Genomic DNA, 23,304 nt, shown 5'->3' with positions numbered 1-23,304 from the left:
GATCGGGGGAGCCGATGCGGATCGCACGTCAGCTGGTGGGCGCCGTCGACGATCTGGTCGACCTGGCGATCCCGCGCACCTGCGGCGGCTGCGGCGCGCCCGCGGTGCGCTGGTGCGGCCGCTGCGAGGCGGCGCTGCACGACGTTCCCGCGCGCATCCGCAGCACCGTCGACGTCGGGGTGCCCGTGTGGACGCTGGGCCGGTACGACGGTCCGCGGCGCCGCGCCGTCCTGCAGCTCAAGGAGCGGGGCCGCGGCGATCTGGCGGTCCCGCTGGGCCGCGCGCTGGCGCACGGCCTGCTGCGGCTGCGGGCGTGGCACGAACTCGACGATCCGGTGGTGCTGGTGCCCGCGCCCACCACCCGGTGGGCCGCGCGGCGCCGCGGCGGCGATGTGGTGACGGCGATGTGCCGGGCCGCGGCGGAGGCGGCCGGGCCGGTGTCCCGGGTGCGCGTCGCCCCGGTCCTGCGATCGGCGGGGCGGCCCGATTCCGTGGGGCTGAACGCCGCCGCCCGGGCGGACACGGTGGCCGGCACCGTCCGCGTGCTCGGGCCCCCGCCCGACGGTGCGCTCGTGCTGATCGACGACGTGGTGACCACCGGCGCCACCCTCGCCGAGTCGGTCGCGGCCCTGGCGCGGCGCGGTGTGCGGGTCTCGGCGGCGCTCACGATCGCGGCGGCGTGAGGGTACGCGAACCCGGCGCGTGACGACACGGTGAACTCAAGGTGCGCAAACGGTGGCGGGCGAGCGGCGGCCGGGCTATCTTCGGGTACTACCAGCGGGCTCGTGAAACGGTGCCCGACCGGTTCCACGGATCGGAGGTGATGCGACACCCTCCTGGCGCCCGGCAATCCGCCCGGCGCAGAAGATCTGAGCCCGAAGACGCGCGCGCAGCAAAGACGGCGGACTGGTGATCCGGCCGGAGTGCACCCGTCGGGGCCCACACGAAAGGCATCTTCTATGACCCTTCTGTCCTCTCGCGATACCAACCGCACCGGTGCCAGCACCGTCGAGGTGGATCCGTTCCGCGAACCCGGCCACGTGGCCGACGAGCGCGACAAGGAGTACCTGACGCCCAACGCCCCCCTGACCATCGACGGTCGGAACGTGGAAGTGCCCGAACACTTCCGCGTCTACATAGGCGACAAGCTGGCGCGGCTCGAACGATTCCGGTCCACCATCACCCTCTTCGAAGTGGCACTGCTCCACGAACCCAATCCGCGGCAGTCCAAGTCGTGCCAGAAGCTCGAGCTCACGGTGCGCGGCAAGGGAGGCGTCGCACACGCGGAGGCGTCCGCGGACAACTTCTACGCCGCGTTCGAACTGGCCCTGTCGAAGGTGCAGTCCCGCATCCGCAAGGCCTCGGACCGCAAGAAGGTGCACTACGGCAACCGCACGCCGGTCTCCGTCTCCGAGGCCACCGCACCGTCGGCCCTGCCGGACGCCTCCGACGCGACGGACGACGATCCGTACGCGGCGCTCGTCGAGGATCACCTGCCCGGTCAGGTGGTGCGCGTCAAGGACCATCCGGGCACGCCGATGACGGTCGATGATGCGCTCTACCAGATGGAGTTGGTCGGTCACGACTTCTTCCTGTTCTTCGACAAGGAGACCGAGAAGCCAACCGTGGTGTACCGACGGAAGGCTTTCGACTACGGCCTCCTCCGCCTGACCTGACGTTTCGCCTACGATGGATCCCGGTCGCCGTGACGGCGGCCGGGATCTTCCGCTTGCGGGATCTTCCGCGTACGAGATTGAGGTTGCTCAGTGGTTCTCTCCAAGGTGCTGCGATTCGGCGAAGGCCGGATGGTCAAGCGGCTCGACGGTCTGGCCTCCTACGTGGAGAGCCTGAACGACGAGTACGAGGCGCTCTCCGACGAGAAACTCCAGGCCAAGACCGCCGAATTCAAGAAGCGACTCGACGACGGCGAGACCCTCGACGACATCCTCCCCGAGGCCTTCGCGACCGCCCGTGAGGCGTCCTGGCGCGTGCTCGGGCAGAAGCCGTACCACGTGCAGATCATGGGTGCGGGCGCCCTGCACCAGGGCGACATCGCCGAGATGAAGACCGGTGAGGGCAAGACCCTGACCTCCGTGATGGCCGCGTACCTCAACGCGCTGTCCGGCAAGGGCGTGCACCTGGTGACCACGAACGACTACCTCGCCAAGCGCGACGCCGACTGGATGGGCCGCGTGCACCGCTTCCTCGGCCTCGAGGTGGACTGCATCCTGGCCGGCCAGGACCCGGACCGCCGCCGCCAGGCCTACGCCGCCGACATCACCTACGGCACCAACAACGAGTTCGGCTTCGACTACCTGCGCGACAACATGGCGCACAGCACCGAGGAACTGGTGCAGCGCGGCCACAACTACGCCATCGTCGACGAGGTCGACTCGATCCTCATCGACGAGGCCCGCACCCCGCTGATCATTTCGGGCCCCGCGGACGGCTCCAGCAAGTGGTACACCGAGTTCGCCCGGATCGTGCCGCAGATGGACAAGGACGTCCACTACGAGGTGGACATCCGGAAGAAGACGATCGGCGTGAACGAGGCCGGCGTCGAGCTGGTCGAGGATCAGCTGGGCATCGACAACCTCTACGATTCGGCCAACTCGCTGCTGGTGAGCTACCTCAACAACGCGATCAAGGCCAAGGAGCTCTACGAGCGCGACAAGGACTACATTGTCCGCTCCGGTGAGGTGCTCATCGTCGACGAGTTCACCGGCCGCGTGCTCGCGGGCCGCCGCTTCAACGAGGGCATGCACCAGGCCCTGGAGGCGAAGGAGAACGTCGAGATCCAGGCCGAGAACCAGACGCTGGCCACCATCACGCTGCAGAACTACTTCCGGCTCTACGACAAGCTCTCGGGCATGACCGGCACCGCCGAGACCGAGGCCGCCGAGCTGCACCAGATCTACAAGCTGGGCGTCATCCCGATCCCCACGAACAAGCCGATGATCCGCAAGGACCAGACCGACCTCATCTACAAGACCGAGGAGGCGAAGTTCGCGGCGATCGTCGAGGACATCACCGAGCGGCACGAGGCGGGCCAGCCGGTGCTGATCGGTACCACCTCGGTGGAGCGGTCGGAGTACCTGTCGCGGCAGCTGGAGAAGCGGAAGATCCCGCACACGGTGCTCAACGCGAAGTTCCACGAGCAGGAGGCGGCGATCATCGCCAAGGCGGGCACGCCCGGCGCGGTCACGGTGGCCACCAACATGGCCGGCCGCGGTACCGACGTGGTGCTCGGCGGCAACCCCGACATCATCGCCGACCTGCAGCTGCGCGAGCGCGGTCTCGACCCGGTCACCACGCCGGAGGAGTACGAGGCGGCGTGGGACGAGACCATCGAGCAGGTCAAGAAGGAGTCCAAGGCCTACGCCGAGGACGTGCGCGAAGCCGGCGGCCTGTACGTGCTGGGCACCGAGCGGCACGAGTCGCGGCGCATCGACAACCAGCTGCGCGGCCGCTCCGGCCGCCAGGGCGATCCGGGCGAGTCCCGCTTCTACCTCTCGCTGGGCGACGAGCTGATGCGGCGCTTCAACGGCGCGCAGATCGAGGCGTGGATGAACCGCGTCAACCTGCCCGACGACGTGCCGATCGACAACAAGTTCGTCTCCCGCGCCATCCGCAGCGCGCAGACGCAGGTCGAGCAGCAGAACTTCGAGATCCGTAAGAACGTGCTCAAGTACGACGACGTGCAGAACGAGCAGCGCAAGGTGATCTACGACGAGCGCCGCAAGATCCTCGCGGGCGCCGACCTGTTCGACCAGATCAACCACATGACCGACGACGTGGTCTCGGCCTACGTGGACGGCGCCACCGCCACCGGCTACGTGGAGGACTGGGACCTCGACGAGCTGTGGGAGGCGCTGCGCACGCTGTACCCGATCGAGCTCGACTGGAAGAAGGTCGTCGGCGAGGACGAGAACGGCGACCGCGACGAGATCACCCGCGAGGAGCTCAAGACGGTGCTCCTCGACGACATCCACGACGCCTACGACAAGCATCAGGAGCGGATCGAGACGGCGGCCGGCGAGGGCACCATGCGCCAGGTCGAGCGGTCGGTCCTGCTGTCGGTGCTGGACCAGAAGTGGCGCGAGCACCTCTACGAGATGGACTACCTCAAGGAGGGCATCGGCCTGCGCCAGATCGCCCAGCGCGATCCCGTGGTCGAGTACCAGCGCGAGGGCTACGACATGTTCAACGGCATGCTCGAGGGCCTCAAGGAGGAGTCGGTCGCGACCCTGTTCAAGGTCCAGGTGCAGGAGCCGGAGAACGACGGCGAGGCCGGGACCCCCGCGGGCAGCACTGCGCAGGTGAACGCGCCGATCGCCGAGCCCGATCCGGAGAAGATCACGCTGTCGGGCCCGTCCGAGCAGGGCGATGCCACGGATCTGTCGCAGGCCGCTGATGAGCCGGGCGGTACCCGCGCCGAGCGGCGGGCCGCGCAGCGCGAGGCCGCCAAGGCCGCGAAGCCGGCGCCCGCGGGGCGCCGCCCCAAGCACCGCCGCAAGTAGGCGCGGCAGCACCGGACCCGGCGGCTACTTGCCGCCGGGTTTGGCGTAGGCGGGCACCTGTTCCTGGCCGCTGTGCTTGGCGAGCACGTCCATCAGTTCGTCGGTGGCGCGCCGCACCGAGGCCTCGTCGTCGAGACTCGCATCGCTGAGATCGAGCGGCGGCAGCACCTCGACGGTGACGGGTTCACGCTTCCAGAAGTTCTTCAGCGTGCGGTCCTCGGTGTTGCGCAAGGCGATCGGGACGATCGGGGTGCCGGTGGCCAGCGCCACCCGCACCGCGCCGGTCTTGCCCTTGTACAGCCGACCGTCGGGCGAGCGGGTGCCCTCGGGGTGGATGCCCCAGGCGCCGCCGTCCTGCACGATCTTCGTCGCCGCGTCCAGCGCGGGGGAGGAGGCGGTGCCGCCGCTGCGGTCCACGGGGATCTGCCCCATGCCGGAGAAGAAGATCTTCTTGAGCTTGCCGCGCAGGCCCGGCTGGGTGAAGTAGTCGGCCTTGGCGAGGAAGCTCACGGGCCGCCGCGCGCTCTGCACCACGTAGAAGGAGTCGGAGATCGCCAGGTGGTTCGCGGCCAGGATCACCGGACCGGTGCGCGGGATGTTCTCCAGGCCGGTGAACTTCGGCCGGCCCCAGGCCCACAGGCCGGGGCCGATCAACAGGTGCCTGGCCACCCGGTAGCGGAAGGCGGCGCGCAATTCGCTGATGGACATGCCCTTGTGTACCGCGGTTCGACGCCGGGCGGGCGGATTCGGGCGAACCGTTGCCGCACCGCTACCGGGTTCGCCCCGCCGGTTCACGCGGCCGTCTCATGCCGCCATCGCATGCCGCGCTCTCATGCCGCCGTGGTGAAGGCGACCCACCGCCACCGTCCGGCCGCGGCTTCCACGCGGCCCGCGGCGGCGAGCGTCCGGCCGCCGCGGCTGTAGGTGAGGAAGACCTCCGCACCCACCTCCGGATCGTCGGGACGGGGCCGCAGCCGCGGGGTGAGGGCCCGCGGCGAGGCCACGTGTACCCGACCCCAGCCGGTCACGGTGAGCCCGGTCCCGGAGTCGGCGAGCACGCGCAGGACGTCCACCACGGTCGCGGACGCGATCGCGGTGAGGTGCCGGGCCGGCCGGCGGCGATCGAGCACCTCGAACAGCGGGCGCAGCGTGGACAGCACGAAGCGCTGGGCATCGGGGTGCACGGCGGTCACCGGCCCGTCGCCCGACGGTGCCGGCGCGGCCGACGGCGGTGCGGGCTCGGGGACCGGCGGCGCATCGCGGTGCGCGGTGCGCGGCCGGCGCAGCGGCAGCGCCGCGGGTTCGGCGTTCGGCGCACGGAGAATGGTGAATCCGCACGGCGCCGGACCGGTCGGTGGGACCGGCGGATGCAGCGGTGAACGCGGTGTGCGACCTGGCGCGACGACGATTGCCCCCATATCGGTTAGACGCATCAGGGCGGCGTCAGGATCCCTCCGGTCGGTCGCGGTGTCAGCGTATGCTGACGCGGACATCGCGACATGGCATTGCAACGGTGGGGAGGCGTGGATGAAGGGCAGGCTCAGCCAGTCCGATGCGGAGTTCTACGCGCTGGAGGACTCGACCACGCCCACGCACGTCGGTTCGCTGGCGATCGTGCAGCGGCCGGCGGAGGGGCTCGAGTACGAGCAGTTCCTGGCGGCGATCGAGGAGCGGCTCGCGGAGGTCCCGCGCTACCGGCAGAAGGTCCGGACGGTGCCGCTGGGCATCGCCCGCCCGGTCTGGGTCGAGGACCGCGATTTCGACATCACCTATCACGTGCGGGTGTCCGCGGTGCCGCAGCCGGGCAGCGACGATCAGCTGCACGATCTGGTGGCGCGGTTGAATTCTCGCCCGCTCGACAAGGAGCGGCCGCTGTGGGAGGTGTACCTCATCGAGGGCCTCGGCGGCGATCGGCTGGCCGTGTTCACCAAGACCCACCTGGCGCTCGTCGACGGCCGCGCCAACGTCGATCTGATGCAGCTGCTGCTCACCGCCGATCCGCGCCTGCCCGAGCTGCCCGAGGACCTGTGGATGGGGCAGCACGAGCCCAGCGACGGCGAGCTGGTGATGGGTGCCGTGATCGACATGCTCTCGCGGCCGGCGCGCACCGCGTCGATGATCCAGGGCGTGGTGGGCGAGGTCGCCGAATCGATCACCGGCCTGCAGGCGAACGCCGCCGATGTGATCGAGCGGGCCTCCTCGCTGGTCCGCGCGCGCACCGCGGTGACACCGGTGCGCTCGCTCAACGTGCCCATCTCGCGCAGCCGGCGGTTCGCGGTGGTCGCCATGGATCTCGAGGAGTTCCGCCGGCTCCGCGCGGCCTACGGCTGCACCGTGAACGATCTGTTGCTGTCGGTGGTGGCGGGCGGCCTGCGCACCTGGCTGATCTCGCGCGGCGAGCCGATCAGCGCCGGCACCGAGGTGCGGGTGCTGGAGCCGATCGCCGTCGACGATGTGGGCCTGGGCGTGGGGGAGCAGGTGCGGGCGTACATCGTGCGGCTGCCCGTGGCCGAGGGCAACGCGGTGGTGCGGCTGCGGCAGATCGCGCACGGCGCGGCGGCGCAGGTGGACCGCAACCGGCAGGTGGCGGCGCGGGCGCTCGCGACCAGCGGCGGTTTCACTCCGCCCACGCTGCACGCGCTGGGCGCGCGGACCGCGATGAGCGTCTCGCCGCGGTCGTTCAACATCCTGGTCACGAACGCGCCGGGGCCCCAGGCGCCGGTGTACCTGGCCGGGATCGAGGTGCAGCAGGTGTACCCGGTGCCTCCGCTCATCGCGAACCAAGTGGTGTCGATCGGGATCACGTCGTACAACGGAAAGGTGTACTTCGGTCTCAACGCCGACCGCGATGGCATGTGGGACGTGATCTCGATGACCGAGTTCCTGTACGAGGCGCTGGACGAGCTGGCGTCCTCAGCGAAGGGAGATCGATGACAGTCCGGGTGTACGTGCCTTCCACTCTGGCCGGCCTGCAGGTGCTGCAGCGCGATGGTCAGCTGTTCCCGTTGGGCGGCACCGTCTTCGGCGTGACGCCCGCGCTCCGCGAGGCCTACACCTCCGGCGACGAGGAGGAGCTCGCCGAGGCGGCGATGCGGCACGCCGCGCGCGCCTCGCTGCGCCTGCTGGCCGTCGACGACGATGCCCCGGGCGCGACCGCGGAGTCCGAGGAGGGCGCCGCCGAACCGGATCCCGTGCGGCGCGTGGTGATCACGGTGGACGTCCCGGAGGCCAAGGAGCGTCCCGATCTCGACGACGCGGTGCTCAAGGTGACCGAGCCGATCCAGCTGTCGAACGTGCTCTCCGTGCACGTGGACGTCTCCGAGGCGGAGGAGGCGGTGGTCCGGGCCGCGCAGGTGGTCGACGCCGCGGACCTGGGCGACGAGGACGCCGAGCTCGCCGTCGGCGATGCCGAGGACCACGATCTGGCCTGGTACGCGACCCAGGAACTGCCCTTCCTGCTGGAGCTGCTGTAGCGCTCCGTGACCGGGACCACGACTGGGACAAGATCACTGGAATTGTCCCATCGGGTTGCGGCCCTCTAGTCTCAGGGTCATGAGCAACTCGTTCCGTGCCTTCCGTGACTGGCTCGAAGCCCCGGCCAAGAACGTCTCCGCCGAGCACCCGCGCACCAATCTGGTGCGCGGCGCGGTGGCACGGCTGACCACGCCGCTGCTGCCCGACGATTACCTGCACCTGATCAACCCGCTGTGGTCGGCGCGCGAGCTGCGCGGCAAGATCGTCGGCGTCCAGCAGGAGACCGACGAGTCGGTCACGCTCACCATCGAGACCGGCTGGGGCTTCAACACCAAGTACGAGGCCGGCCAGTACGTGGGCATCGGTGTGCTCGTCGGCGGCAAGTGGACCTGGCGGTCGTACTCGCTGACCTCCGTGCCGGACATGGGCGAGGGCCGCGGGCCGCGGCTGGTGTCCATCACCGTCAAGGCGATGACCGAGGGCTTCCTGTCGAACCACCTGGTCACCGGGGTCTCCGAGGGCACGATCGTGCGGCTGCAGGCACCGTCGGGCGATTTCACCCTGCCGAATCCGCTGCCGCCCAAGGTCCTGTTCCTCACCGCGGGCAGCGGCATCACCCCGGTGATGGCCATGCTGCGCACGCTGGAGCGGCGCGGCATCCCCGCCTCCACCGACATCGTGGCGGTGCACTCGGCCCCGAGCGCCGATGCGGCGCTGTTCCGGGACGAGCTCGAGGCCTTCGACGCCAACCACGACAACGTGACCGTGCAGCTGCGGTACACCCGCGACGCGGGCCGGCTCACGCCGCAGAACCTCGACGAGGTGGTCCCGGACTGGCAGGAGCGCCAGACCTGGATCTGCGGCCCGGGCGTCTTCCTCAACGACATGGAGGTGGCCTGGAAGGAGCGCGGCATCGAGTCGCGCCTGCACCAGGAGCGCTTCACCATCGAGCGCGCCGATGTCTCCGCCTCGGGCGGCGATGTCACCTTCCTCAAGTCGGGAAAGACCGCCGAGGTCGACGGTGCCACCACCCTCCTCGAGGCCGGCGAGGCCGCGGGCGTGCAGATGCCCTTCGGCTGCCGCATGGGCATCTGCCAGACCTGCGTGGTGCAGCTGGCCGACGGCCAGGTGCGCGATCTGCGCAGCGGTGATCTGCACACCGAGGGTGAGCGCATCCAGACGTGCATCTCCGTCGCGGTGGGCGACTGCACCCTGGACGTCTAGTCCGGTACCGCCAGGGCGGGCTTCCCCGCCGGGTCCGTCACATGCGTTGACAGCCTACGACCCCGTAACTTACGGTTGCGTAGGTTAGAGACGGCTTCGATGGATCACGAAGGGCGGCACCCCGCATGGCGATCACCGACATCCCCGAGTACGCGCACCTCACGGACGCGGACGTGGTGGCGTTGGGCGCCGAACTCGATGCCATCCGCCGTGATATCGAGGCCGTCCGCGGCGAGTCGGACGTGCGCTATCTGCGCAAGACGATCGCGGCCCAGCGGGGGCTCGAGGTGGCCGGTCGCGCGATGCTGCTCGGCGCGCACAAGCGCGGATTCTGGTGGGGCTCGGCGGTATCGCTGGGCGTGGCCAAGATCATCGAGAACATGGAGCTCGGGCACAACATCATGCACGGGCAGTGGGATTGGATGAACGATCCCGAGGTGCACTCGACCACCTGGGAGTGGGACAACGCCGGCACCTCCCGGCTGTGGAAGCACACCCACAACTACGTGCACCACAAGTACACCAACGTCCTGGACATGGACGACGACGTGGGCTACAAGACGCTGCGCGTCACCCGGGATCAGCCGTGGACCCCGTTCAACGCCGGAAACCTGGTCTACAACACGCTTTTGATGATGCTCTTCGAGTACGGCGTGGCGGTGCAGCACCTGGAGATCGGCCGCGCGGTGCAGAAGTGGAACAAGCCCTGGTACGACCAGGCCAAGTTCAAGGCCGACGCCTCGGACGTGGGCCGCAAGATCGGCCGGCAGGTGCTCAAGGACTACGTGGCCGCCCCGCTGGTGGGAATCCCGTTCGGCGGCAAGCGCGGCTGGCGCAAGGCGCTCACCGCGACGATCACGGCGAACGTGATCCGCAACGTGTGGACCAACGCGGTGATCTTCTGCGGCCATTTCCCCGACGGCGCCGAGAAGTTCACCAAGCAGGACGTGGACAACGAGACCCAGGCGGAGTGGTACCTGCGGCAGATGCTGGGCAGCGCGAACCTGTCCGGCGGCCCGGTGATCGACTTCCTCTCCGGGAATCTGAGCTACCAGATCGAGCATCACCTGTTCCCGGACCTGCCGTCGAATCGGTTGTCGGAGATCGGTGTCCGGGTGCGCGCGCTGTGCGAGAAGTACGATCTGCCGTACACGATCGGCCCGCTGCACGTGCAGTACTACAAGTCCTGGCGCACCATCGCCAAGCTCTCGCTGCCCGACAAGTACCTGCGCGACACCGCCGACGACGCGCCCGAGACGGCGAGCGAGGCGATGTTCGCGGGCACCGAGTTCGCGCAGCCCCGGGTCGATGAGCGCACCGGCCGCCGGTTCGGTCTCAAGGCCGCGCGTGCGGCCGTGCACGCACGCCGCCGCCGTCGCGCCTGACGGTCGCGACGGCGGAAGGCGCTGCGGCGGTTACTTCGTGCCGAACTTCGCCTCGAGCTCCTTGAAGTCCTGATCGGCGGAGCCGCCGGCCCGCGTGCCGGCGTCGGTGTTGATGAGCGCCTTGCGCTGCTCCAGCGTGAGGCCGGGCTCGGTGAACGGGTCGACCGGCAGGCAGCCCTCCTTGGGGGCGTCCTTGAGCGAGCCGTCCGCGTTGATGTAGGCCGTGCACTTCTGCAGGTTCTCCGTGCCGGTGGGCTCGGCGCCCGCGGCGCCGGCCGCGGCGAAGCCTCCGACGACGGCGCCGGCGGCGACGGCGGTCCCGGCCACGGCGGTGAGGATGCGGGTCCGGGTCGAGGTGACGGTGGTACGCATGCTGCGTTCTCCTTCGGTAGGTGACTGCCGCACGGTGTTTGCGACATCACCCACGGTCCCCACGCCATGTCCCTAAACCGTCTCAGTGACGCCTCGGCCCGTCACCGTCTTCGCCGCAGGGCTGTGACGGGGCCGAGGTGTGACCTGAGCCCCACGTGGGACAACAATCGTGATTTCGTCCCACGGGCCTGTTACTCTCGATACCGTTCAAAGACGACGGCCGCCGCATGCGGTCTGACCGATTGGGGATCGCCTCGTGGCTATCACTGACATCGCGGAGTACGCGCACCTCACCGACGCCGATATCGAGGCGCTCGGTGCAGAGCTGGACGCGCTGCGTCGTGAGATCGAGGAGAGCCGCGGCGAGGAGGACGCCAAGTACGTCCGCCGCGTGATCAAGAGCCAGCGCGTCGCCGAGACCGCCGGCCGCGTCTTCGGCCTGGCCGCCGGCATGAAGGGCTGGAAGGGCAAGGCCGCCTGGGCCGCCTCCGCCGCGTGCCTGTCGTACGCCAAGGTGATCGAGAACAACGAGCTCGGCCACAACATCATGCACGGGCAGTGGGACTGGATGAACGATCCGGAGATCCACTCGACCAGCTGGGAGTGGGACTCGGCCTCGGACGGCAAGTTCTGGCGCCACACCCACAACTACATGCACCACAAGTACACCAACGTCACCGATATGGACGACGACATCGGCTACGGCATCCTGCGCGTCACGCGCGATCAGCCGTGGGAGCCGTACATGCTGTTCAACCCGGTGTACAACTTCATCCTGATGACCGGCTTCCAGTACGGCAAGGCCGTGCAGCATCTCGAGCTGATGAACGCCATGAAGGCGATGTTCAACGGTGGCGAGCAGTACGCGAACTACGACTGGGAAGAGTTCCGCAGCCGGCTCAAGGTGGTGCTCACCAAGATCGGTAAGCAGACCGCCAAGGACTACGTGCTGTTCCCGGCCATGGCCGTGCCCTTCACCGGCGCCCGCGGTTACAAGAAGGCCGCCTCCGCCAACTACGTGGCCAACACCGTCCGCGATGTCTGGGACCACATGACCATCTTCTGCGGTCACTTCCCGGACGACGCCGAGAAGTTCACCATCGAGGACATCGACAACGAGACCCTCCCCGAGTGGTACCTGCGCCAGATGCTGGGCACCGCGAACTTCGAGGGCAGCAACGCGCTGCACTTCATCACCGGTCACCTGGGCCGCCAGATCGAGCACCACCTGTACCCCGATCTGCCCTCGAACCGGTACAACTACCTCGCCGCCCGCGTGCAGGAGATCTGCGAGAAGTACGACCTGCCGTACAACACGGGCCCGATGTGGAAGCAGTACGCCGAGTCCTGGCGCACCGTGATCAAGCTCTCACTGCCCGATCGGTTCCTCAAGGCCACCGTCGATGATGCGCCCGAGACCCACTCGAACAAGCGTTTCTACGACGAGACCGGCACGTCCACCGTGGTCAAGGGCGAGATCGACGCCGAGGGCAACCGTCGTGGCCTGCGCAGCCACGTCGAGGAGCTGGCGGCGAGCAAGTAGCGGGCGAGATCACCGCGCAGACGGCGTAGCCTTAAAGACGTGGCTATCACAGATGTCGGCGAATACGCACACCTCGATGACGCCGACATCGAGCAGCTCGCGCGGGAACTCGACGCGATCCGGGCCGAGATCGAGGCGTCGCGCGGCGACCGGGACGCGCGGTACATCCGCGGCGTGATCCGCGCGCAGCGCGCGCTGGAGTTCTCCGGCCGTCTGGTGCTGCTCGGCGCCAAGAACCGCTGGCTGTGGAGCGCGGGTGCGGGCATGCTCGGGGTCGCCAAGATCATCGAGAACATGGAGCTCGGGCACAACGTGATGCACGGGCAGTGGGATTGGATGAACGATCCCGAGATCCACTCCACCAGCTGGGAGTGGGACATGGCGTGCCCCGGCGCCCACTGGAAGCACTCGCACAACTTCCTGCACCACAAGTACACCAACGTCGTGGGCAAGGACCTCGACGTGGGCTACGGCGTGCTCCGGGTGACGCGGGACGAGCAGTGGCAGGCCAAGCGCTCCGCGCAGTTCCTCAACAACCTCTTCCTCGGGCTCACCTTCGAGTGGGGCATCGCCCTGCACGACATCGAGCTGGCGCAGGCCTTCGCCGGCAACAAGCCCTGGCCGCAGACCCGCAAGCAGCTCCGCGAGATGGGCACCAAGGCGGCCCGCCAGCTGGGCAAGGACTTCCTGATCTACCCGGTGCTCAGCAAGGCCGTGGGCGGCTCCTTCGGGCGCACCATGAGCGCGAACCTCACCGCGAACGTGATCCGCAACGTGTGGACCTACGTGGTGATCTTCTGTGGCCACTTCCCGGACGGCGCCGAGAAGTTCACCACCGAGTCCATCGTCGACGAGACGCCGGGCGAGTGGTACCTGCGCCAGATGCTGGGCAGCGCGAACATCTCGGGCGGCCGCGCCATGGATTTCATGACCGGCAACCTGAGCTACCAGATCGAGCACCACATGTTCCCGGACCTGCCGTCGAACCGGCTGGCCGAGATCAGCGTGAAGGTGCGCGCGCTGTGCGAGAAGTACGACCTGCCCTACACGGAGGGGCCGCTGCTGCGGCAGTACTACCTCTCGCAGCGCACCATCGCCAAGCTCTCGCTGCCGGACCGCTGGCTCCGGGCCACCTCGGACGACGCCCCCGAGACCGCGTCCGAGCTGCGGTTCGCCTCGGCCCGCGAGCGCCTCGCGCAGGCCCAGGAGGCCGCGCACGAGCGGTTGGTGCACGCGCAGGAGAACGCGCACGAGCGCTTCGTGCACGCGCAGGAGAACGCGCACGAGCGGCTGGTGCACGCCCAGGAGGCGGCACAGGCCGCGCAGGAGACGGTGCAGCGGGTGGGGCTGCGCACCGCACTCGCCGAACTGGGTCGCAGGCGCGTCGAGGAGCGGCGCGAACGTCGCAGCCGCAAACGCCGCCGCGTGTGACGTAGACTGCCGACTTTGGGTAGCCCCCGGGCGCTTCTGGGGACGGGTCGTTTCAGGAGTACGTGGATGAAGCCGTTGCGCGTAGCGATCGTGGGTTCCGGGCCGTCGGGATTCTTCGCCGCCGGGAACCTGCTCGAACAGGACGACATCGAGGTCACCGTCGATGTCTACGACCGGCTCCCCACACCGTTCGGACTGGTCAGATACGGTGTCGCGCCGGATCACCCCGCGATCAAATCGGTCACCAAGATCTTCGACCGCACCGCCCAGCACGAGAACTTCCGCTACTTCGGCAATGTCGAGGTGGCCACCGATGTCACCGCCGCCGAGCTGGCGCAGTGGTACGACGCCGTGATCTACGCGATCGGCGCGTCCGGCGGCCGCCGGCTCGAGGTCGACGGGGCCTGGCTCCCCGGTAACCACCCCTCCAGCGACTTCGTGGGCTGGTACAACGGCCATCCCGACCGCTGCGACCTGGACGTCGACCTCGGCGTGGACCGCGCCGTGGTGATCGGCAACGGCAATGTCGCGCTGGACGCCGCCCGGATCCTGGTCACCGATGTCGAGAAGCTGGCCGGCACGGACATGGCCGATCACGCGCTCGAAGCCCTCCGCCGTTCCGCGGTGCGCGAGGTGGTCGTCCTCGGCCGCCGCGGCGCCGAACACGCCGCGTTCACCCCCTCCGAGGTCGCCGAGCTGGGCAAGCTCCCCGGCGTCGACGTGATCGTCGACCCGGCCGACGTCCCCGTCGAGGACAAGGAGCGCGATAAGGCGCGCCCGCCGGTCGAGCGCAACAACCTCAAGCAGCTGCGCAAGCTCGCCGCGCAGGAGCCGACCGGTGCGGATCGCCGGATCGTGCTCAAGTTCCTCCGCTCGGTGGTCGGCATCGGCGGCGGTGATCGGGTCGGCACCGTCTCGGTCGCCACGAACGAACTGGTCGAGGGCCCGGACGGCACCGTCGAGGCGCAGCCCACGGGGACCGTCGCCGAACACGCTGCGGGCCTGGTCATCCATGCCGTGGGGTACCACGGCACGCCGATCCCCGGCATCCCCTTCGACACCGAGCGCGGCGTCTTCCGCAACGCGGACAGCCGGATCGTGGGCTACGACGGTGCGCCGCTGCCCGGCCACTACGTGGTGGGCTGGATCAAGCGCGGACCGTCGGGCGTGATCCCGACCAACCGGGACTGCGCGCGCGACACCGTCTCGGTGCTGCTCGCCGACGCCGCGGCGGGGAAGCTGGAGCGCAGCGACTTCGACGGTGCGCGGGTGGAGGCGATCATCGCCGAGCGCGTGCCGAATCTCGTGGAGTACGACGGCTGGGTGGCCATCGACGCGCACGAGACCGCGCTCGCGGAGCCCCTGGAGCGGCCCCGGGTGAAGCTCACCAGTGTGGACGCCATGGTCGATGCGGCACAGGGCGGCGCCACCGCGTAACCGTTGACACCGCGCCCGGAGTGATAGAAAGTAGTCAATATTCACTCATGTAGGAATGGCGCGAGCAGAGGCGGTCCACGATGACGCAGCAGCAGGAGATCCCCGCCGAGGTCCTGGAGTTGCACGCCCGCAACGTGACCTTCGACTGGACGGACACACCGCTCGAATGGATCAAGGGCGACCCGTTCGCCAGCGATTTCACGACGGGGCTGCTGCACATGGTGCTGCCCGAGGGGGAGCGCTGGTTCTGCGAGGTGTTCACCGAGGCGCTGCCCTACGTCAAGGACGAGGACCTCGCGCGGGTGATGCGCGGGTTCATCGGCCAGGAGGCCATGCACGCCGAATCGCACGACGGTGCGGTCACCGCCTACCTGGAGCGGCGCGGCGTGGACACTGCCCCGTTCCTGCGCCAGATGGAGTTCGCCTTCCGCCGGATCCTCGGGCCGCGCACGCGGTCCCGCTCGGCCAAGGTCCGCTACAACGACATGGTGCAGCGGCTGTGGCTGGTGGCCGCGATCGAGCACTACACGGCGATCCTCGGCGTCTTCGCGCTCAACGCCGACTGGGAGCGGTTCGACGTGGACCCCACGATGGCCGACATCTGCCGCTGGCACGGCGCCGAGGAGGTCGAGCACCGCGCGGTGGCGCACGATGTCGCGCACTACTTCGATCCCGGCTACCTGCACCGGTGCCGCGCGATGCTCACGATCCTGGCCTTCATGGTCGTGGGCATCCCGCGGGTGGGGCGCTACGTGACCGGTGCCCGTACCGGCCGCCGGCAGTCGCTCATCGGCTTCGTGCTGCGCTACCTGCGGGCCTCGCACCGCGGTGTGCTGCCGCCCGTGCGCAGCCTGGTGTGGTTCACGCTCCTGTACTTCGATCCCCGCTTCCACCCGGACAGTATCGGGTCCACCGAACAGGCCCGCGCCTACCTCGCCACCTCGCCCGCCGTTCGCGCATCGGCCCAGTGACGCAAGCGATCTCGCGCGCCGACTTCGCGGATCCGGCGCTCGCGGAGTTCCTCGCCGCGCACCTGGCGGATATGGCGCCCACGGCGCCGCCCGAGAGCCAGCACGCGCTCGATCTCACCGAGCTGCAACATCCGCGGGTGCGGCTGTGGACCCTGCACGAGCACGGTGCGCTGCTGGGCACCATCGCCCTTGCCGAGGTGGAACCCGGCCACGAGGAACTCAAGAGCATGCGGGCCGCACCGCAGGCGCGGGGCCGGGGGATCGGGCGGGCCCTGCTGGCCTTCGCGATCGACGACGCCCGCTCCCGCGGGATCGCGCGGATCTCCCTGGAGACGGGCAGCCAGGACTTCTTCGCACCGGCGCGGGCCCTGTACCGCGCCCACGGTTTCACCGACACCGGACCGTTCGGCGGCTACGTCGTCGATCCGAACAGCACCTACCTCACGCTCGCGCTGTAGGCGCCGGCCCGGACGGAATGGTCGGCGTACCGTCGATGTTGGAGTAGTCGGCGGCAGAACCCGATCGGGCCGCCGGAGAGGGAGCTCATGACCGACACCGGCACCATCACCACCACCGAAGGCACCGAGACCGCCGTCCTCGCGGGCGGCTGCTTCTGGGGCATGCAGGACCTGATCCGCCGGCAGCCCGGCGTCCTCGCGACGCGGGTCGGCTACACCGGTGGCACCAACCCGAACGCCACCTACCGCAACCATCCCGGTCACGCCGAGGCCGTCGAGATCGTCTTCGATCCGAAGGCCACCGACTACCGGAACATCCTGGAGTTCTTCTTCCAGATCCACGATCCGTCCACGAAGGACCGGCAGGGCAACGACATCGGCTCCAGCTACCGCTCGGCGATCTTCCCGCTGAGCGCGGAGCAGGAGGAGGTCGCCCGCGAGACGATCGCCGACGTCGACGCCTCGGGCCTGTGGCCGGGCAAGGCGGTCACCACGATCGAGGCGCCGGGACCGTTCTGGCAGGCCGAACCGGAGCACCAGGACTACCTGGAGAAGTACCCGGACGGCTACACCTGCCACTTCCCGCGGCCGGGCTGGAAGCTGCCCAAGCGCGCGAGCGCCTAGCTCAGGCCCAGTCGGGCGTGGCGGCCATGTCCGTGAGCAGGGCACGGACCGCCATCGCCCGACGGTGCGCGGTGCCCTCGAGCTGATCGAGGGCGCACTCCGGGTCGGCGGGCGGCCCCAGGTGGGTGCAGCCGCGCGGGCAGTCGGCGGTGGCCTCCGCGAGGTCCGGGAAGGCGGCGATCACGTCGTCGGTGGAGATGTGGGCGAGGCCGAAGCTGCGGATGCCGGGGGTGTCCACCACCCACCCGCCGTCGGGCAGCCACAGCGCCACCGACTGGGTGGAGGTGTGCCGCCCCTTCCCGACCCCGGAGACCACGCCGGTGGCCCGGTTCGCATCGGGCACGAGCCGGTTGACCAGGGTCGATTTGCCGACGCCGCTGTGCCCGATCAGGGCCGTCACCTTCCCGGTGAGCAGATCGCGGGCCTCGTCGATCGGATCGCCCCGCCCGGCGAGCAGCACCTGCAGGTCGAGGTCGGCGAACGCGGCGGTGAACTCGTCCGCGTCGGCGAGGTCGTTCTTGGTCAGGCACAGCACCGGGGTCAGACCGCCGGCGTAGGCGGCGATCAGCGTGCGCTCCACGAAGCCGGTGCGCGGCGGCGGATCGGCCAGGGCGGTCACGATCAGCAGTTGCTCGGCGTTGGCCACCACGATCCGCTCGTACGGGTCGGTGTCGTCGGCGGTGCGGCGCAGCACCGTCTTCCGCTCGTCCACCCGCACGATCCGGGCGAGGGTGTCCTTGCGGCCGGACAGATCGCCCACCACGCCCACGGAATCGCCCACCACGATGGGGGAGCGGCCCAGTTCCCGGGCGCGCATGGCGGTGATGATGCGGTCCGGGTCGCCGTCGAGGGCGCAGCCCCAGCGGCCGCGGTCCACCGAGACCACCATCGCGGTGGCGGCGTCGCTGTGGTCGGGGCGGTTCTTGGTGCGCGGCCGACTGCTCTTGCCCGGGCGCACCCGGACATCGGTCTCGTCGTATTCGCGCTTGCTCAGGATCGACCGTCCAGGAGTGCGTGCCACAGGGCGGGGAAGTCGGGCATCGTCTTGGCGGTGGTGCCGATGTCCTCCACCTGCACGCCCTCGGTGACCAGGCCCAGGATCGCCCCGGCGGTGGCCATCCGGTGGTCGGCGTAGCTGTGCCAGACGCCGCCGTGCAGTGCGGCGGGTTCGATGGTGAGGCCGTCCTCGGTCTCGGTGCAGCGGCCGCCGAGCGCGGTGATCTCCGCGGTGAGGGCGGCCAGCCGGTCGGTCTCGTGGCCGCGCAGGTGGGCGATGCCCCGCAGGTGCGACGGGGAGTCCGCGAGCGCGGCCAGCGCCGCGACGGTGGGCGTGAGCTCGCCGATATCGCGCAGGTCCCAGTCCACGCCATGCAGCGTGCCGGTGCCGGTGGCGGTGAGCGCACCGTCGGCGTGGGTCACCCGGGCGCCCATCTCGGCGAGGATGTCCGCGAACTGCACGCCGGGCTGGGTGGACTGCGGATTCCAGTGCGGCACCGTGACGGCGCCGCCGGTCACCGCGGCGGCCGCGAGGAAGACGGTGGCGTTGGACAGGTCCGGTTCCACGGTCCAGTCGTGCCCGCGCAGCCCGCCTGGCGCCACGCGCCAGGTGTTCGCCTCGGAGGTGTCCACCTCGGCACCGGCGGCGCGCAGCATGTCGACGGTCATCTCGATGTGCGGCATCGACGGCACGGGCTTGCCGTCGTGGTGCACGGTGACGCCCTCGGCGAAGCTCGGCCCGCTCAGCAGCAGGCCGGAGACGAACTGCGAGCTCGCCGACGCGTCGATGGTCACGGCGCCGCCGCGGATCGGTCCGTCGCCGTGCACCGTGAAGGGCAGTGCGTCGCCGTCGATCCGGGCGCCCAGCCCGCGCAGTGCGTCGAGCACGGTGCCCAGCGGCCGGACCCGGGCCTGCGGGTCACCGTCGAACCGGGAGGTGCCGCGCGCCCCGGCGGCGAGCGGGGGCAGGAAGCGCATCACGGTGCCGGCCAGGCCGCAGTCCACCGCGCCGCCGTGCAGGGCGCCGCCGGTCACGGTAACCGTGGTGTCAGTAACGAAGTTCACGTTCGCGCCCAGTGCGGAGAGCGCCCCGGCCATCAGGTCGGTGTCGCGGCTGCGCAACGTGTTGGTCAGCGTCGAGGCCGACGATGCCTGCGCCGCAAGGATGTACGCGCGGTTGGTGATCGATTTCGAGCCGGGCAGCCCGACGGTGCCCGTCACCGGACCCGATGCGAGGGGCGCATTCCATAGCTCCAACCGCTCCACCAGCTCATCCTTGCACATGAGGGTGGCCTGACCTCCGTGCTACCTTGCTCGGCAGAAAGACGCTGCAGATACACCGCCGGGAGACCTCGAAAATGAAGCGCACTCGTTCGTCCGTGGGCAAGGCAGTCGCCGCTGCCGCCGCCGTGGCCGCCGCCACGGCCGTTCTCGCGCCGTCCGCAGGTGCGGAGCCGCCGAAGCCGGTGGAGCCGCCCAAGAACTCGGCCGGCGAATTGGTGATCGGTTCGGGCAACCTCCCGGATTCGGTGAACTTCTCCGGCGCCGTGCTCTCCGGTGCCGCCGCCGGCTGGAACGCCGCCTGGGCCACCCTGAACTCCGCGCGCGTCGAACCCGCCGAGTGCAAGGCGCTGTACGCGGGCTTCCCGATCCCCAAGGGCACGGACACCGCGCAGACCAACGGTTCGGTGCGCGGCACCACCTGGTCGATGGTGGTCTCGAAGTTCGCCGTCGATCTCGCGCCGCAGCGCGCCGCGCTCCCCAAGTGCGGCACCTTCAAGGCGATCACCGGCGACATCGTCAACGAGGTCAGCGTGCGCACCATCGCCGTGACGGGTGCCCCCGATGGCCTGGGCCTGGAGTTCGTGCAGAAGTCCAAGCGCGGCACCCAGGTGCAGTACCTCACCTCGCGGCAGTACACCGCCGTGGTCAACGGCGTCACCATGTCGCTGCGCGGCGGCAAGGAGTCGCGGGAGCCCTCGCCGTACATCGGTGCCGACGATCAGGTGGCGGTCGACCTGCTGACCACGCAGATCGCCATCATCAAGAAGCCGCCGGAGCCCACGGCGAAGCCCGCCCCCGCCCCGGCGAGCGCGGCCCCGTCGGCCAAGCCGGGCGCACCCGCCGCCCCGTCGGCGAAGCCCGCTCCCGCTCCGGCCCCCAAGCCGGCCCCGGCTCCGGCGTCGTCGGCGGCACCGAAGCCCGCCGCACGCTGATCCCTGAACCTTTGTCCAGGTAGGCTGGCGGGGTGGAATCCACCCGGGAATTCAGCGTGGGTCAGCTCGCCGCGCGCAGCGGCGTGGCGGTGTCCGCGCTGCACTTCTACGAGCGCGAGGGCCTGATCACCTCGCGGCGCACCACCGGCAATCAGCGCCGCTTCTCCCGCGAGACGCTGCGCCGGGTGGCCTTCATCCGGATCAGCCACCGCGTGGGGATCCCGCTCGCCACCATCCGCGAGGCGCTCGCCACCCTGCCCGACGGCCGCACGCCCACCAAGAAGGACTGGGAGCGCCTGTCCCGGCACTGGCACAGCGACCTCTCGCACCGCATCGACGAGCTCACCCGGCTGCGCGACAACCTCACCGACTGCATCGGCTGCGGCTGCCTGTCGATGGCCTCGTGTTCGCTGGCCAACCCGCACGATGCGCTCGCCACCACCGGCGCGGGGCCGCGCCGCGTCTTCGACAGCTTCGAGGAGCAGTAGATGTGCGGACGGTACGCCGTGACCACCGATCCGGCGCTGCTGGCGGCGGAGATCGACGCCGTCGATGAGACCGAGGGCACCGAGCTGGACGTGCCCGGCTACAACGTGGCACCGACGACGAACGTGGTCGCCGTCGTGGCCCGGCACTCGCGCGAGCAGCCCGACGAGCCCGCCACCCGGCGGCTGCGCACCGTGCGCTGGGGACTGCTGCCGTCCTGGCAGAAGACGCTCAGCGGCCCGCCGCTGTTCAACGCCCGCGCCGAATCGGTGGCCGAGAAGCCGGCCTTCCGCACGGCGGTGAAGAACAAGCGCTGCCTGATCCCGATGGACGGCTGGTACGAGTGGCAGCTGCTGGAGGATCCCGAGGTGGTGAAGAAGCCGCGCAAGCAGCCGATGTACCTCACCCCGGTCGACGGCACCCGGATGTACATCGCGGGCCTGTGGTCGGTGTGGCGGCCGCAGGGCGCCGGGCTCGATGTGCCGCCCACCCTGTCGGCCACGGTGCTCACCACCGAGGCCGTGGGGCCGCTGCGCGAGGTGCACGACCGGATGCCGCTCGTGCTCACCCCCGACCTGTTCGACGAGTGGCTCAATCCCGACGGCCCCGCCGACCCGGGCCTGCTGCTGCCGCCCGGGCTCGACGTGGCCGAGCGGATCGAGATCCGCCCGGTATCGGCGCTGGTGAACTCCGTGAAGAACGACGGCCCCGCGCTGATCGAGCGGGCCGAGCCGGGCAGCGAACCGGGCCAGCTCAGCCTGCTCTGATCCCGCTTACTTGACCGTGCGGATGAGCTTCTTGTTGAGGAACTCCTCGATGCCCAGCGGGCCCATCTCGCGGCCGAAACCCGAGCGCTTGATGCCGCCGAAGGGCAGCTCGGCACCCTCGGCGAGCACGCCGTTGACGAAGACCATGCCGGCCTCGATGCGGTCGGCGATCCGGGCGGCCTGCTCGGCGTCGGTGGTGAAGACGTAGGAGCCCAGGCCGAACGGGGTGTCGTTGGCCAGCGCGACGGCCTCCGCCTCGCCCTCCACCCGGTACACGGTGGCCACCGGGCCGAACAGCTCCTGCCGGAACGCCGGGTTGTCCTCGGTGACACCGGTGAGCACCGCGGGCGGGAAGTGGGCGCCGCGCCGCTCGCCCACGATCGCGAGCTTCGCGCCGCCGGTCACGGCCTCCGCGAGCTGCTTCTCCAGGTTCTCCGCGGCCCGCTCGGACGAGAGCGGGGCGATGGAATCGGTGGCGGCCAGGATCTTCTCGGTGAACTTGGCCAGGAAGTCGTCGTACAGATCGCCGGCCACGATGAACCGCTTCGCGGCGTTGCAGGACTGCCCGGTGTTGTCCAGGCGGGCCGCGACCGCGGAATCGACGGTGGCGTCCAGATCGTCGGTGGACAGCAGGATGAACGGGTCCGAGCCGCCCAGTTCCAGCACGCACTTCTTCAGGTTCCGCCCGGCCACCTCGGCCACGGCGGCGCCGGCCCGCTCGGAGCCCGTCAGCGAGACCGCCGCCACCCGGGGGTCGGCGATGATCTCGGCGGCCTGCTCGTTGGTGGCGCGGATGTTCACGTACGCGCCGGACGGCAGCCCCGCCTCGTTGAAGATCAGCTGCATCGCCTCGGCCGACTCCGGGCACTGCGGCGCGTGCTTGAGCAGGATCGTGTTGCCGGCGGCCAGGTTCGGTCCGGCGAACCGGGCCACCTGGTAGTAGGGGAAGTTCCACGGCATGATGCCCAGCAGCACGCCGATCGGGCCGCGCCGGATCACCGCGGAGCCGTCGCCCTCCAGCAGCGGCACCGGCTGATCGGCGAGCAGCTGCTCGGCGTTGTCGGCGTAGTAGGTGTAGATCGCCGCCGAGAAGTCGACCTCGCCGAGGGCGTCCTCCATGGGCTTGCCCATCTCGCGGTGGATGATCTCGGCCAGCATCTGCCGGCGCTCGGTGTGCAGTTCCGCGACGCGGCGCACCAGCGCGGCGCGATCGGCCACCGTCGACTCCAGGGGCCACGTGCGCGCCGCGTGCGAGGCCGCGGCCAGGGCGGCTTCGATCTCGGCGGGCTCGGCGGTGGGGTAGGTCTCGAGCACCTCACCGGTCGCCGGGTTCGTGACTGCGTACTGGACGTCGACCATCTTCGGGATCTCCTCGTGGGGGACGGAACGGGTTCGCTCCC

General features: G+C 69.9%; 22 protein-coding genes. 16 read left to right on the top strand and 6 right to left on the bottom strand.

What is annotated here, in order from left to right:
- The first annotated feature begins 14 nt into the window (after positions 1-14).
- The 3 genes from ABD108_RS02620 (at position 15) to secA (ending at position 4,520) form a co-directional block, all read left to right on the top strand.
- Positions 15-683, top strand: coding sequence for a ComF family protein (locus tag ABD108_RS02620; protein WP_343929155.1), 669 nt, complete (start codon positions 15-17; stop codon positions 681-683).
- 276 nt (positions 684-959) lie between these two features.
- A complete protein-coding gene (gene hpf, locus ABD108_RS02615) occupies positions 960-1,676 on the top strand; it encodes a ribosome hibernation-promoting factor, HPF/YfiA family (protein ID WP_305109940.1) in 717 nt (238 codons plus the stop codon).
- Between the two features lie 129 nt (positions 1,677-1,805).
- Positions 1,806-4,520 carry a preprotein translocase subunit SecA gene (secA, locus tag ABD108_RS02610; RefSeq protein WP_425579765.1) on the top strand — a complete coding sequence of 905 codons (2,715 nt, stop codon included), beginning with the start codon at positions 1,806-1,808 and terminating at the stop codon, positions 4,518-4,520.
- Between the two features lie 24 nt (positions 4,521-4,544).
- Here the strand turns inward: secA and ABD108_RS02605 are convergent, their stop codons facing one another.
- On the bottom strand, positions 4,545-5,228 hold the full coding sequence (locus ABD108_RS02605; RefSeq protein ID WP_305109938.1) for a lysophospholipid acyltransferase family protein: 684 nt from the start codon (positions 5,226-5,228) through the stop codon (positions 4,545-4,547).
- A gap of 122 nt (positions 5,229-5,350) precedes the next feature.
- Complete coding sequence (locus ABD108_RS02600; RefSeq protein WP_305109937.1) at positions 5,351-5,938, bottom strand: Rv3235 family protein; 588 nt, start codon at positions 5,936-5,938, stop codon at positions 5,351-5,353.
- A gap of 109 nt (positions 5,939-6,047) precedes the next feature.
- Between ABD108_RS02600 and ABD108_RS02595 the strand changes: the two genes are divergently transcribed.
- The 4 genes from ABD108_RS02595 to ABD108_RS02580 all read left to right on the top strand — a co-directional run bounded on the left by ABD108_RS02595 (position 6,048) and on the right by ABD108_RS02580 (position 10,603).
- Complete coding sequence (locus ABD108_RS02595) at positions 6,048-7,454, top strand: WS/DGAT/MGAT family O-acyltransferase (RefSeq protein ID WP_220656242.1); 1,407 nt, start codon at positions 6,048-6,050, stop codon at positions 7,452-7,454.
- The gene (locus ABD108_RS02590) at positions 7,451-7,993 is read left to right on the top strand and encodes a DUF6912 family protein (protein WP_305109935.1); all 543 of its coding nucleotides are present in this window, start codon (positions 7,451-7,453) and stop codon (positions 7,991-7,993) included. The genes ABD108_RS02595 and ABD108_RS02590 overlap by 4 nt, the downstream gene beginning before the upstream one ends.
- 79 nt (positions 7,994-8,072) lie before the next feature.
- The gene (locus ABD108_RS02585) at positions 8,073-9,218 is read left to right on the top strand and encodes a ferredoxin reductase (RefSeq protein WP_220656240.1); all 1,146 of its coding nucleotides are present in this window, start codon (positions 8,073-8,075) and stop codon (positions 9,216-9,218) included.
- 125 nt (positions 9,219-9,343) lie between these two features.
- On the top strand, positions 9,344-10,603 hold the full coding sequence (locus ABD108_RS02580; RefSeq protein WP_220656239.1) for a fatty acid desaturase family protein: 1,260 nt from the start codon (positions 9,344-9,346) through the stop codon (positions 10,601-10,603).
- Positions 10,604-10,633: 30 nt separating this feature from the next.
- On the opposite strand, the gene ABD108_RS02575 is transcribed toward ABD108_RS02580, so the two are convergent.
- Positions 10,634-10,975 (bottom strand): hypothetical protein, encoded by a 342-nt coding sequence (locus ABD108_RS02575; RefSeq protein WP_305109933.1) that lies wholly within the window; start codon positions 10,973-10,975, stop codon positions 10,634-10,636.
- 256 nt (positions 10,976-11,231) lie between these two features.
- Here ABD108_RS02575 and ABD108_RS02570 point away from each other — a divergent pair, with 256 nt between their 5' ends.
- From ABD108_RS02570 to msrA, 6 genes are all read left to right on the top strand, one after another.
- Positions 11,232-12,518 carry a fatty acid desaturase family protein gene (locus ABD108_RS02570; RefSeq protein WP_305109932.1) on the top strand — a complete coding sequence of 429 codons (1,287 nt, stop codon included), beginning with the start codon at positions 11,232-11,234 and terminating at the stop codon, positions 12,516-12,518.
- Between the two features lie 39 nt (positions 12,519-12,557).
- Positions 12,558-13,949 (top strand): fatty acid desaturase family protein, encoded by a 1,392-nt coding sequence (locus tag ABD108_RS02565; protein WP_343929153.1) that lies wholly within the window; start codon positions 12,558-12,560, stop codon positions 13,947-13,949.
- Positions 13,950-14,015: 66 nt separating this feature from the next.
- On the top strand, positions 14,016-15,386 hold the full coding sequence (locus tag ABD108_RS02560; protein ID WP_220656235.1) for an FAD-dependent oxidoreductase: 1,371 nt from the start codon (positions 14,016-14,018) through the stop codon (positions 15,384-15,386).
- Positions 15,387-15,466: 80 nt separating this feature from the next.
- Entirely contained in the window at positions 15,467-16,357 is an 891-nt protein-coding gene (locus tag ABD108_RS02555; protein ID WP_305109929.1) for a metal-dependent hydrolase, read from the top strand.
- Entirely contained in the window at positions 16,354-16,815 is a 462-nt protein-coding gene (locus ABD108_RS02550; RefSeq protein ID WP_220656233.1) for a GNAT family N-acetyltransferase, read from the top strand. Before ABD108_RS02555 ends, ABD108_RS02550 begins: the two co-directional genes overlap by 4 nt.
- A gap of 87 nt (positions 16,816-16,902) precedes the next feature.
- Positions 16,903-17,439: a peptide-methionine (S)-S-oxide reductase MsrA gene (gene msrA / locus ABD108_RS02545; RefSeq protein ID WP_305109927.1), complete on the top strand. Its 537-nt coding sequence runs from the start codon at positions 16,903-16,905 to the stop codon at positions 17,437-17,439.
- 1 nt (position 17,440) lies between these two features.
- Here the strand turns inward: msrA and rsgA are convergent, their stop codons facing one another.
- A complete protein-coding gene (gene rsgA / locus ABD108_RS02540) occupies positions 17,441-18,460 on the bottom strand; it encodes a ribosome small subunit-dependent GTPase A (RefSeq protein WP_255585488.1) in 1,020 nt (339 codons plus the stop codon).
- The gene (aroA, locus tag ABD108_RS02535) at positions 18,430-19,719 is read right to left on the bottom strand and encodes a 3-phosphoshikimate 1-carboxyvinyltransferase (protein ID WP_343929152.1); all 1,290 of its coding nucleotides are present in this window, start codon (positions 19,717-19,719) and stop codon (positions 18,430-18,432) included. Before aroA ends, rsgA begins: the two co-directional genes overlap by 31 nt.
- A 74-nt stretch (positions 19,720-19,793) precedes the next feature.
- Between aroA and ABD108_RS02530 the strand changes: the two genes are divergently transcribed.
- The 3 genes from ABD108_RS02530 to ABD108_RS02520 are packed head-to-tail and all read left to right on the top strand — an operon-like array spanning position 19,794 to position 21,904.
- Positions 19,794-20,651, top strand: a complete 858-nt coding sequence (locus ABD108_RS02530) for a hypothetical protein (RefSeq protein WP_343929151.1) — start codon at positions 19,794-19,796, stop codon at positions 20,649-20,651.
- A 32-nt stretch (positions 20,652-20,683) separates the two neighbouring features.
- Positions 20,684-21,139, top strand: a complete 456-nt coding sequence (soxR, locus tag ABD108_RS02525; protein ID WP_220656229.1) for a redox-sensitive transcriptional activator SoxR — start codon at positions 20,684-20,686, stop codon at positions 21,137-21,139.
- On the top strand, positions 21,140-21,904 hold the full coding sequence (locus ABD108_RS02520; protein WP_220656228.1) for an SOS response-associated peptidase: 765 nt from the start codon (positions 21,140-21,142) through the stop codon (positions 21,902-21,904).
- A 6-nt stretch (positions 21,905-21,910) separates the two neighbouring features.
- On the opposite strand, the gene ABD108_RS02515 is transcribed toward ABD108_RS02520, so the two are convergent.
- Complete coding sequence (locus ABD108_RS02515) at positions 21,911-23,263, bottom strand: NAD-dependent succinate-semialdehyde dehydrogenase (protein WP_305109924.1); 1,353 nt, start codon at positions 23,261-23,263, stop codon at positions 21,911-21,913.
- Positions 23,264-23,304 lie beyond the last annotated feature (41 nt).

The organism is Tsukamurella strandjordii, assembly GCF_039525985.1.
Classification (GTDB): domain Bacteria; phylum Actinomycetota; class Actinomycetes; order Mycobacteriales; family Mycobacteriaceae; genus Tsukamurella; species Tsukamurella strandjordii.
Note: the sequence above shows the minus strand (reverse complement) of the source record. Positions and strands in the feature narration are given on the sequence as shown.

What these genes read in the sequence shown, in the direction of transcription:
- ABD108_RS02620 (WP_343929155.1), top strand. Translation starts at nt 15, where the DNA reads ATGCGGATCGCACGTCAGCTGGTGGGCGCCGTCGACGATCTGGTCGAC.
- hpf (WP_305109940.1), top strand. Translation starts at nt 960, where the DNA reads ATGACCCTTCTGTCCTCTCGCGATACCAACCGCACCGGTGCCAGCACC.
- secA (WP_425579765.1), top strand. Translation starts at nt 1,806, where the DNA reads ATGGTCAAGCGGCTCGACGGTCTGGCCTCCTACGTGGAGAGCCTGAAC.
- ABD108_RS02605 (WP_305109938.1), bottom strand. Translation starts at nt 5,228, where the DNA reads ATGTCCATCAGCGAATTGCGCGCCGCCTTCCGCTACCGGGTGGCCAGG.
- ABD108_RS02600 (WP_305109937.1), bottom strand. Translation starts at nt 5,938, where the DNA reads ATGGGGGCAATCGTCGTCGCGCCAGGTCGCACACCGCGTTCACCGCTG.
- ABD108_RS02595 (WP_220656242.1), top strand. Translation starts at nt 6,048, where the DNA reads ATGAAGGGCAGGCTCAGCCAGTCCGATGCGGAGTTCTACGCGCTGGAG.
- ABD108_RS02590 (WP_305109935.1), top strand. Translation starts at nt 7,451, where the DNA reads ATGACAGTCCGGGTGTACGTGCCTTCCACTCTGGCCGGCCTGCAGGTG.
- ABD108_RS02585 (WP_220656240.1), top strand. Translation starts at nt 8,073, where the DNA reads ATGAGCAACTCGTTCCGTGCCTTCCGTGACTGGCTCGAAGCCCCGGCC.
- ABD108_RS02580 (WP_220656239.1), top strand. Translation starts at nt 9,344, where the DNA reads ATGGCGATCACCGACATCCCCGAGTACGCGCACCTCACGGACGCGGAC.
- ABD108_RS02575 (WP_305109933.1), bottom strand. Translation starts at nt 10,975, where the DNA reads ATGCGTACCACCGTCACCTCGACCCGGACCCGCATCCTCACCGCCGTG.
- ABD108_RS02560 (WP_220656235.1), top strand. Translation starts at nt 14,016, where the DNA reads ATGAAGCCGTTGCGCGTAGCGATCGTGGGTTCCGGGCCGTCGGGATTC.
- ABD108_RS02555 (WP_305109929.1), top strand. Translation starts at nt 15,467, where the DNA reads ATGACGCAGCAGCAGGAGATCCCCGCCGAGGTCCTGGAGTTGCACGCC.
- msrA (WP_305109927.1), top strand. Translation starts at nt 16,903, where the DNA reads ATGACCGACACCGGCACCATCACCACCACCGAAGGCACCGAGACCGCC.
- aroA (WP_343929152.1), bottom strand. Translation starts at nt 19,719, where the DNA reads ATGTGCAAGGATGAGCTGGTGGAGCGGTTGGAGCTATGGAATGCGCCC.
- ABD108_RS02530 (WP_343929151.1), top strand. Translation starts at nt 19,794, where the DNA reads ATGAAGCGCACTCGTTCGTCCGTGGGCAAGGCAGTCGCCGCTGCCGCC.
- ABD108_RS02520 (WP_220656228.1), top strand. Translation starts at nt 21,140, where the DNA reads ATGTGCGGACGGTACGCCGTGACCACCGATCCGGCGCTGCTGGCGGCG.
- ABD108_RS02515 (WP_305109924.1), bottom strand. Translation starts at nt 23,263, where the DNA reads ATGGTCGACGTCCAGTACGCAGTCACGAACCCGGCGACCGGTGAGGTG.